At 61.4% G+C, this 9,468-nt stretch carries 7 protein-coding genes and 1 pseudogene; 4 read left to right on the forward strand and 4 right to left on the reverse strand.

Translation table 11 applies throughout. The features are described from left to right. Positions 1-155: 155 nt before the first annotated feature. Positions 156-1,538, reverse strand: a complete 1,383-nt coding sequence (locus ACQKP2_RS04620; RefSeq protein WP_427574728.1) for an aspartate aminotransferase family protein — start codon at positions 1,536-1,538, stop codon at positions 156-158. Positions 1,539-1,745: 207 nt separating this feature from the next. On the opposite strand from ACQKP2_RS04620, the gene ACQKP2_RS04625 reads away from it, so the two are divergent. The 4 genes from ACQKP2_RS04625 (at position 1,746) to ACQKP2_RS04640 (ending at position 7,272) form a co-directional block, all read left to right on the forward strand. Beyond that, complete coding sequence (locus ACQKP2_RS04625) at positions 1,746-2,351, forward strand: TetR/AcrR family transcriptional regulator (protein WP_427574730.1); 606 nt, start codon at positions 1,746-1,748, stop codon at positions 2,349-2,351. 243 nt (positions 2,352-2,594) lie between these two features. Next, on the forward strand, positions 2,595-3,890 hold the full coding sequence (locus ACQKP2_RS04630; protein ID WP_427574732.1) for a flavin-containing monooxygenase: 1,296 nt from the start codon (positions 2,595-2,597) through the stop codon (positions 3,888-3,890). A gap of 277 nt (positions 3,891-4,167) precedes the next feature. After that, positions 4,168-6,207, forward strand: a complete 2,040-nt coding sequence (locus ACQKP2_RS04635; RefSeq protein ID WP_427574734.1) for an FAD-dependent oxidoreductase — start codon at positions 4,168-4,170, stop codon at positions 6,205-6,207. Between the two features lie 135 nt (positions 6,208-6,342). Continuing rightward, positions 6,343-7,272 carry a 1-aminocyclopropane-1-carboxylate deaminase/D-cysteine desulfhydrase gene (locus ACQKP2_RS04640; protein WP_427574736.1) on the forward strand — a complete coding sequence of 310 codons (930 nt, stop codon included), beginning with the start codon at positions 6,343-6,345 and terminating at the stop codon, positions 7,270-7,272. Here ACQKP2_RS04640 and ACQKP2_RS04645 read toward each other — a convergent pair. The 3 genes and pseudogenes from ACQKP2_RS04645 to ACQKP2_RS04655 form a co-directional block, all read right to left on the reverse strand. Then, entirely contained in the window at positions 7,259-7,816 is a 558-nt protein-coding gene (locus ACQKP2_RS04645) for a cytochrome b (RefSeq protein WP_427574737.1), read from the reverse strand. The genes ACQKP2_RS04640 and ACQKP2_RS04645 overlap by 14 nt on opposite strands. Positions 7,817-8,078: 262 nt before the next feature. Further along, the gene (phnX, locus tag ACQKP2_RS04650) at positions 8,079-8,906 is read right to left on the reverse strand and encodes a phosphonoacetaldehyde hydrolase (RefSeq protein WP_427574739.1); all 828 of its coding nucleotides are present in this window, start codon (positions 8,904-8,906) and stop codon (positions 8,079-8,081) included. A gap of 148 nt (positions 8,907-9,054) precedes the next feature. Beyond that, positions 9,055-9,468: pseudogene (locus ACQKP2_RS04655) on the reverse strand (hypothetical protein); the annotation flags it as partial.

Below are 9,468 nucleotides of genomic sequence, written 5' to 3' on the forward strand. Positions count from 1 at the left end.
GCGGTGGGCGAAACGAGGTTTTTTGTGGTGCTTGGATAAGTAAAAAGTGGTTAGGGCGCCTGCGTGCGGGACGACAGGCGGATGGGCTGCAATGGGGTATGCACAAGTGACCGGCCCGTGGAGTGGGCCGGTCTGACGGTTGAAGCCGGCCGCAGTTAAAGCCGGCCGTATTCCCGCGCGGTACGGTCGACGGCGATGCGCGTCTTCTCGACCAGCTCGTCGAGCTCCAGGCGCGTGGCGACCAGTGCCGGGGCCATGATCATGCGGCCCAGTGTCGAGCGGATGATGACGCCTTCTTCGAAGCCGATGGTTCGGCAGCGCCAGGCGATATCGTTCTCGTTGACGAAGCGCTTGCGGGTGGCCTTGTCTTCGGCCAGTTGCAGGGCTGCCACCAGGCCGACACCCTGGACATCACCCACCAGCGGGTGATTGGAAAAGACCTCGCGCAAGCAGTTTTGCAGGTAAGGCCCGGTGTCGTTTCGCACCTGTGTCACCACGCCTTCATCACGCAGTGCCTTCAGGTTGGCAATGGCCACGGCAGCGGCGACGGGGTGCCCGGAATAGGTCAGCCCGTGGGCGAACACGCCGCCTTTTTCCACCAGGGCTTCAGCCATGCGTCGCGACAGAATCAAGCCACCCATCGGGATGTAGCCCGAGGTCAGTCCCTTGGCGATGGAGAGTGTGTCGGGCTCGAAGCCGAAGGCCTGGTGGGCGAACCATTCGCCGGTCCTGCCGAACCCGCCGATCACTTCGTCGGCGCACAGCAAGACGTCGTACTTGCGACAGATACGTTGAATCTCGGGCCAGTAGGTGTCCGGCGGAATGATCATGCCACCGGCACCCTGAAACGGCTCGGCAATGAAGGCCGCGACCTTGTCCGCGCCGAGTTCGAGGATCTTTTCCTCCAGTTGACGGGCTGCCCGCAGACCGAATTCTTCCGGGCTCAGGTCACCTTCGTGGGCGTACCAGTACGGTTCGTCGATGTGCGCCACATCCGGGATGGTGCCGCCCATTTCGTGCATGAACTTCATGCCGCCCAGCGCCGTCGCGGCCAGTGTCGAGCCGTGGTAGCCGTTCCAGCGACCGATCATGATTTTCTTTTCCGGCTTGCCCATGACCTGCCAGAACTTGCGCACCGTGCGGATCAGCACCTCGTTGGCTTCGGAGCCGGAGTTGGTGTAGATCGCGTGGCTGTAGTGCCCGGGCAACAGGCTGAAGAGCAGTTCGGACAGTTCGATCACGGCCGGGTGAGTGGTGTGGAAGAACATGTTGTAGTACGGCAACTGCTCCAGTTGCGCGCTCGCGGCGGCGGCCAGGTCCTTTCGTCCATAGCCGAGGTTGGTGCACCACAGGCCCGACATGCCATCCAGATAGCGCTTGCCATCGTTATCCCACAATGCCAGTCGCTCACCGCGAACCATGACGCGCGGGCCTTCCTCATTCAGGGATTTCTGGTCAACGAAGGCGTGAATGTGGTGGGCCGCATCGGACGCCTGATAGTCACTCGTGGTGCGGGTCGGGTTGAGTTCAGCGGACATTGCATGTCTCCAGTGTCAGTGCGCCGGTGGCGCAATTGGGCTTGGCAGAGGCGCGCATCAGTGATGGCTGGTTCGGCGCACGCCAGGTGGTTGCCAAGAGGGCAACTAATATTTGGCACCTAAAAATATTTTTGTAAAGAAAATATTTGTCGTCGAAAATAAATGCCCATAGGCTGTGCCGCATCGACACCGCACCTCAGGAAAGAAATGACCGGACTCAGAGAGCGACAAAAGGAGCAGCGCAGGCAATTGATCGCTGACGCCGCCCTGGAGCTTTTCAAGACCCATGGGTTCATGGCGACGACGCTGGAACAGATCGCCAATCAGGCCGGGGTGTCCGCACCGACGGTGGTGAACTATTTCGGTGGCAAGCAGGAAATCCTCCTCGCGCTGCTCAAGGAGCCCGACCAGCAAGCGATGCGTGAGGCTCGCTCGCGACTCGACGAGAATTCGGACCCGCTGGACGCCTTGTGCGAGCTTGAAGGCCTGATGACCACCTACCAGCTGCGGGCGATGCCGGCTTCGCTGTGGCGCGAGCTTGCGCCGTTCCTGTTCACCGGTGATCTTGCCGAGACGTTCCAGCCCTGGAACGCCGCGGTCATCGAGGAAACCCGAGCGCTGCTGCAGCATTTTCAACGCCAGGGCGCGTTGAAGGAGACGGTCGACATCGACGTGGCGGCGACCGTGTTCAACCAGTACGCCAACATGGCGTTCATCGGCCTGGCGACCGAGAAAACCCCTGACAGGGCAGCCCACGCCAAACACATGCGCGATGTGCTCGGCCTGATGTGCCATGGCATGCTGAAAGACTGAACCCTCTGTAACGACGGCCCCTCATCGCCCTGATGGGGGTCGTGATCTTTTGTCCGCAACAAAAAATGCGTCGGACGCCCTCTAGCTTTTTCCTGCCTAACGACCACAAAAATCATAATTTCGCTAATCCCTGTATCTGAACAGAATGCTGCGAACACCCACCCCACAGTCGCAAGTTTCAACGATGCAGGCGCGGTCCCTGGTCCTGGCCTGAATCAAATTGCCTTTGAGAAGGACGCAGACATGACAGTTGGAAAAACCGAAATAGATACGCTGGTTGTTGGCGCCGGTCAGGCAGGCGTGGCCATGAGCGAGCACCTGAGCAAGCTCGGGGTGCCGCACCTCGTCCTGGAGCGCAATCGCATCGCCGAAAAGTGGCGCACCGGGCGGTGGGATTCACTGGTTGCCAATGGTCCGGCCTGGCACGATCGCTTTCCCGGGCTTGAGTTCGACGACCTCAGCCCCGACGGTTTTGCGCCGAAAGAGCGGGTTGCGGACTACTTCGAAGCCTATGCCCGCAAGTTCAACGCCCCCATCCGTACCGGCGTGGACGTGAAGAAAGTCGAACGCAATGTTGGCCGCCCCGGTTTCACGATTACCACGTCCGAGGGCGTGATCGAGGCCAACCGCGTTGTAGCTGCAACCGGACCTTTCCAGCGGCCGGTCATTCCGTCGATTGCCCCTGAGGACCAGACGCTCACCCAGATCCACTCCGCCGACTATCGCAACCCGCAGCAGATGCCCGAAGGTGCGATTCTGGTCGTGGGCGCCGGGTCCTCGGGGGTGCAGATTGCCGATGAGTTGTTGCGTTCCGGGAGGAAGGTCTACCTCTCGGTCGGCCAGCACGACCGTCCGCCACGGAGCTATCGCAACCGTGATTTCTGCTGGTGGCTGGGGGTTCTCGGCGAGTGGGATGCCGCGGCGATGAAGCCGGGCAGGGAACACGTCACCATTGCGGTCAGCGGTGCCCATGGCGGCAGTACGGTGGATTTTCGTGGGCTTGCCCATCGGGGCATGACACTCGTGGGCCTGACCCGATCCTTCGAAGACGGCGTGGTGAGGTTCCAGACGGATCTTGCCGACAACCTCGCCCGCGGCGATCAGAACTACCTGTCGCTGCTCGATGCCGCCGATGCCTACATTGAACGCAACGGTCTGGATCTGCCGCTGGAACCGGAGGCCCGCAGCACTTACCCGGAACCGGAATGCGTCACTAAACCCATCCTTGAGCTTGACCTGGCCAAGGCCGGCGTTACCTCGATTATCTGGGCAACCGGTTTTGCAGTGGATTACAGCTGGATGAATGTCGATGCGTTCGACGCAAACGGCAAACCACTGCATCAGCGGGGGGTGTCGAGCGAGTCCGGCATCTACTTCCTGGGCTTGCCGTGGCAGTCCCGTCGTGGTTCGTCCTTTATCTGGGGCGTCTGGCACGATGCCAAGTACATTGCTGACCACATCGCCACGCAGCGCACCTACCTCGACTATCGGGACGCCTCGCAACGCCGGGCCGAAGAGGGATCGAAAGGGCGGGGCTGACAGCGATGTGAGTCAGCCGAGGAAGTAAAATTTCAGGAGCCGGCTTGCTGGCGATGGCGCGAGTACATTCGACACAGTGTCGTCTGAACAATCGCCTTCGCCGGCAAGCCGGCTTCTGCGCACTGGCGTTCGTAGAAACCTGCTGCACATTTGGATCATTAAGTTGTCACTTACGGTCATTGAGAGACCCCTTTAGTGCTCATAGTCTGTAACACAGACAGAGGGGCGCCGAAGAGCGCCCACACATTTTCCGTGATCGCTCGTTGTGGAGTTTCCGATGACCGCCGCTCAATACCCGCACCTGCTGGCCCCGCTGGACCTGGGATTTACCACGCTGCGCAACCGTACCCTGATGGGGTCGATGCACACCGGGCTTGAAGAAAAGCCAGGCGGTTTCGAGCGTATGGCGGCCTTTTTCGCCGAGCGTGCCCGCGGTGGCGTTGGCTTGATGGTCACGGGCGGTATCGGCCCGAACGACGAAGGCGGCGTGTATTCCGGAGCGGCCAAACTGACCTCCGAGGAAGAAGCACTCAAGCATCAAATCGTGACCCGCGCGGTGCACGAGGCGGGCGGCAAGATCTGCATGCAGATCCTCCATGCGGGCCGTTATGCCTACAGCCCCAAGCAGGTCGCGCCCAGCGCCATTCAGGCGCCGATCAACCCGTTCAAGCCCAAGGAACTGGACGAGGAAGGCATCGAGAAGCAGATCCGCGATTTCGTCACCTGTTCGACCCTGGCGCAACAGGCCGAGTACGACGGCGTCGAAATCATGGGCTCCGAAGGCTATTTCATTAACCAGTTCCTCGCGGCGCACACCAACCAGCGTACCGACCGCTGGGGCGGCAGCTACGAAAACCGCATGCGACTGCCGGTGGAAATCGTACGCCGGGTTCGCGAAGCGGTCGGCCCGAACTTCATCATCATTTTCCGTCTGTCGATGCTCGATCTGGTCGAAGGTGGCAGCACCTGGGAAGAGATCGTGCTGCTGGCCAAGGCCATCGAGCAGGCCGGCGCGACCATCATCAACACCGGTATCGGCTGGCACGAAGCGCGGATTCCGACCATCGCCACCAAGGTCCCGCGCGCGGCATTCACCAAGGTCACGGCCAAACTGCGTGGCGAGGTGAGCATTCCGCTGATCACCACCAACCGCATCAACACCCCGGAAGTCGCCGAGCAGGTCCTGGCCGAAGGCGATGCCGACATGGTGTCCATGGCGCGGCCGTTCCTGGCCGACGCGGACTTCGTCAACAAGGCCGCAGAAGGGCGCGCCGACGAAATCAACACCTGCATCGGCTGCAACCAGGCGTGCCTGGACCACACCTTCGGCGGCAAGTTGACCACCTGCCTGGTGAACCCGCGCGCCTGCCATGAAACCGAACTCAACTACCTGCCGGTGCGGCAGATCAAGAAAGTCGCCGTGGTCGGCGCAGGTCCGGCCGGTCTGTCCGCCGCGACCGTGGCCGCCGAACGCGGTCATCAGGTGACGCTGTTTGACGCAGCCGGCGAAATCGGTGGCCAGTTCAACGTCGCCAAGCGCGTGCCGGGCAAGGAGGAGTTCTACGAAACCCTGCGTTACTTCGGTCGCAAATTGCAGACCACCAACGTCGAGGTGTGCCTGAACACCCGCGTGGACGTGGCCAGCCTGGTCGAGGGCGGTTACGACGAGATCATCCTGGCCACCGGCATTGCGCCGCGTGTACCGGCGATTCCCGGCGTGGACAATGCCAAGGTGCTGAGCTACCTGGATGTGTTGCTCGAACGCAAACCGGTGGGCAAGCGTGTGGCCGTGATCGGCGCCGGCGGCATCGGCTTCGACGTGTCCGAGTTCCTGGTTCACCAGGGCCAGGCCACCAGCCTGAATCGTGAAGAGTTCTGGAAGGAGTGGGGCATCGATACGCACCTGGAGGCGCGCGGTGGTGTGGCCGGCATGAAGGCCGCGCCCCATGCTCCGGCGCGGGAAGTGTTCCTGCTGCAACGCAAGAAATCCAAGGTGGGTGACGGTCTGGGCAAGACCACCGGCTGGATTCATCGCACCGGTCTGAAGAACAAGCAGGTGCAGATGCTCAACAGCGTCGAGTACCTGAAGATCGATGATCAGGGCTTGCACATTCGCATCGGTGAAGCCGGCGAGCCGCAAGTGCTGCCGGTGGACAACATCGTGATCTGCGCCGGGCAGGACCCGCTGCGCGAGTTGCAGGATGGCCTGGTGGCGGCGGGGCAGAAGGTGCACCTGATCGGTGGCGCGGATGTCGCGGCGGAGCTGGACGCCAAGCGGGCGATCAACCAGGGTTCGCGTCTGGCCGCCGAGTTGTAACAGGCAGGCCGAGCTTTCGCGAGCAGGCTCGCTCCCACCTTTGGTCCTCGGACACATTGTGGGAGCGAGCCTGCTCGCGATGGCGTCCTTTGAGCGACTAGAATATCGATTCTTTGTTCGCTCAATCAGGTACAAATGCTTTTCCCTCCCGATCACTGGCAACCCCAGGCCCCTCTGGAACCTCTTCATCTCGATTGGCTCACCGATGCCGGCATCGAGGTCGCGATCCTGCGCCTGGACCTGATCGACCCACTGATCAGCGGCAACAAATGGTTCAAGCTGATCGAGCATCTCAAGATCGCCGAGCAACGCGGTGCCGAAGGCATCATCAGCCTGGGCGGGGCGCATTCCAATCATCTGCATGCACTGGCCGCCGCGGGCAAGCGCTTCGGCTTTGCCACGGTCGGGCTATTGCGCGGGCATCCGCAGCAAACGCCGACGATAGACGACCTGCAAGACTTCGGCATGCAATTGCACTGGCTGGGTTATGGCGGTTATCGAGCGCGACATCAAGCGGGCTTCTGGGAGCCATGGCAGGCGCAATACCCGACGCTGCACCCCGTACCTGAAGGTGCAGGCGGTTTGCCAGGCGCGCGCGGCTGTATGCAATTGCGGGCATGTGTTGGCGAGCAATTGGCTGGTTTAGGTTGGCGTGATCATGACGGCTGGTGGCTGGCCTGCGGGACCGGCACGACGCTGGCCGGGCTGGTGCTGGCCGAGGCCGGCGAAAAACCGGTTTACGGCGCACTGGCGGTGCCCGATGACCATGGCGTGGCGCAGCAGGTCGAGGAGATTTTGATGGAGGCGGGTATGACTGACCGCGCCTACGAACTGTTCGACGCCAGCCGTGGCGGCTTTGCAAAGGTTGATCCGCCGTTGCTCGAATTCATTGAGCAGACCGAAAGAGCCTGTGGCATTCCCTTTGAACCGCTGTACACCGGCAAGGCATTGCTGGCGCTCAGGCAACAGGTCGAAGCAGGAAGATTTGCCCCCGGCACGCGACTGGTGTTTGTCCATACCGGCGGCTTGCAGGGGCGCCGGGGAATCGGCCTCAAGTCCTGTTGATTCGCTTGGGCATCATCCGCAGCAAGGTGTTATCGCCCACCACGTAATGGTGATACAGCCCGGCCACCGCGTGCAGGCCGATCAACCAGTAACCGATGGTGCCGCCCAGTACATGCCAACGCTGGAGCTTCGTCGCCAGTTCCTTGTTCTCGGCTACGAGCAGTGGCAGATCGAGGCCGTAGAACATCACCTGATTGCCTTTGGCGCTGGTCACCAGCCAGCCAAGAATCGGCATGCCGATCATGAAAATGTACAGCGCCCAATGCATCAGTCTGGCCAGTGTGATCTGCCAGTGCGGTGAAGCCGGGAAAATGTCCGGCGCAGGGCCCAGGCTGCGGGCGAACAACCGTACCCAGACCAGCACGAACACGGTCAGGCCGAGCATGAAGTGCGATTCGACGATCAGCGTCCGTCCACCACTGCCTTTCGGAAAGATGCCGCGAAGCTCGATACAGGCATAAACCAGCGCCAACAGCACAAGCATCAGCCAATGCAGCGCGATCGATACGGTGCTATAGCGCGAAGCGGAGTTTTTCCACGGCATGCGGCATTCCTCACAGGACAAGCCACCGTTCTTGATCGACGGTGTGCTTTAACTGTAATCCTGTTTTGCCGGATTTGCCTGAGGGTGATCGGTTGCTGGAGGCTCTGGTTCAGCGAATTGACAGAAAAATCGCCTGTCTCCCTGTAGGAGCGAGCAAGCTCGCGATGGTCGTTAACGAAAACGCGTGCTGTCTGAATGCATGCGTTGCCTTGGCGTCCATCGCGAGCTTGCTCGCTCCTACAGGGGGTGTTGTGTTTTTGGATCAGCTGGACTGCGGCATTTCACCGTTGGCCAGGCGCTTGTTGATGTCGGCGATCACTGCGGGCAAGTCGCTGATGGTGTCGATCATGTAGTGCGGGCGCGAGCTTTCGAACAGGGCGTGGATGCGTTTGCGTTCGCTGTCCAGCTTGTCGCTGGCCAGGGCTTGGTAGCCTTCGTAATCCAGGCCCAGTGCGTTGCCCGAGCAGATCAGCGCTACGGTCCACATCCCGGCACGACGCCCTTCGAGGATACCCGGGACGGTGTCGTCGATCTTCACGCAAGCGGCGACATCGTCGATGCCCAGGGCAATCACGTTGGCCAGGGCCTGTGCCGGCCATGGGCGGCCGTTCGGCACTTCGTCGGTGGCAACCACGTGGTCGGCCACATAGCCGTTGGTGGCGGCCAGTTCGACAACCTTGTCCATGACCTGTTTCGGGTAACCGGAGCAGGAACCGATCTTGATGCCTTGCGCGCGCAGGTTGCCGATGGTGTCCAGGGCGCCCGGAATCAGCGCCGAGTGTTCGGCGATTTTTTCGATCTGCAGCGGCATGAAGCGCTCGTAGATGGCGGTGACGTCATCGTCGGTCGGGGTGCGGCCGAACACCTTGCGATAACGCTCGGCGACTTCCGGCAGGTCGCACAGGGTGCGGATGTGATCCCACTTGCCCATGCCCATGGGGCCACGTGCTTCGTCGATGGATACCTGAACGTCGAACTCGGCGAACGCCTCGACAAAAATCTGCGTCGGTGCGAAAGAACCGAAGTCGACCACGGTGCCGGCCCAGTCGAGGATGGCGGCTTGCAGTTTGGTTGGGTTTGCGTAGTTCATGGTGAAATTCCTGTAGAAACGGGCTATTCGGAGTTCGGTTGACCTGTGGGAGCGGGCTTGCCCGCGATGAGGCCCTATCAGTCGACATCGATGGTGAATGTCAGACCGCTATCGCGGGCAAGCCCGCTCCCACAAGGATCGCGGCGGATCAGATGTCGAGGACTTCCATCTCGCGCAGCACATCGCCGATGGCTGCCACGGCTTCACGCATTTCGGCCGGTTGGACATGGCCGATGCAGCCGACGCGGAAGGTTTCGACCTGGGTCAGTTTGCCGGGGTAGAGGATGTAACCCTTGGCCTTGACGCGCTCGTAGAACTCCTTGAACTGGTAGCGCGGATCTTTCGGTGCATGGAACGTGGCGATGATCGGTGCCTGGATCGCGGCCGGCAGGAAGCTGCGCAGGCCCAGCTTGGCCATTTCTTCCATCAGTGCCTGGCAGTTGGCGGCGTAGCGCTGATGACGGGCGGGCAGGCCGCCTTCTTCGTTGTATTGCAGCAGGGCTTCATGCAGGGCGGCGGTGTGGGCGCCGGTGTTGACGGTCAGGGTGTCGAAGAAGTTGGC

It is taken from the genome of Pseudomonas sp. NPDC089569, from assembly GCF_050280625.1.
GTDB lineage: Bacteria > Pseudomonadota > Gammaproteobacteria > Pseudomonadales > Pseudomonadaceae > Aquipseudomonas.

Excerpts from the sequence above, each read along its gene's own strand:
- ACQKP2_RS04620 (WP_427574728.1), bottom strand. The coding sequence starts at position 1,538 with ATGTCCGCTGAACTCAACCCGACCCGCACCACGAGTGACTATCAGGCG.
- ACQKP2_RS04625 (WP_427574730.1), top strand. The coding sequence starts at position 1,746 with ATGACCGGACTCAGAGAGCGACAAAAGGAGCAGCGCAGGCAATTGATC.
- ACQKP2_RS04630 (WP_427574732.1), top strand. The coding sequence starts at position 2,595 with ATGACAGTTGGAAAAACCGAAATAGATACGCTGGTTGTTGGCGCCGGT.
- ACQKP2_RS04635 (WP_427574734.1), top strand. The coding sequence starts at position 4,168 with ATGACCGCCGCTCAATACCCGCACCTGCTGGCCCCGCTGGACCTGGGA.
- ACQKP2_RS04640 (WP_427574736.1), top strand. The coding sequence starts at position 6,343 with ATGCTTTTCCCTCCCGATCACTGGCAACCCCAGGCCCCTCTGGAACCT.
- ACQKP2_RS04645 (WP_427574737.1), bottom strand. The coding sequence starts at position 7,816 with ATGCCGTGGAAAAACTCCGCTTCGCGCTATAGCACCGTATCGATCGCG.
- phnX (WP_427574739.1), bottom strand. The coding sequence starts at position 8,906 with ATGAACTACGCAAACCCAACCAAACTGCAAGCCGCCATCCTCGACTGG.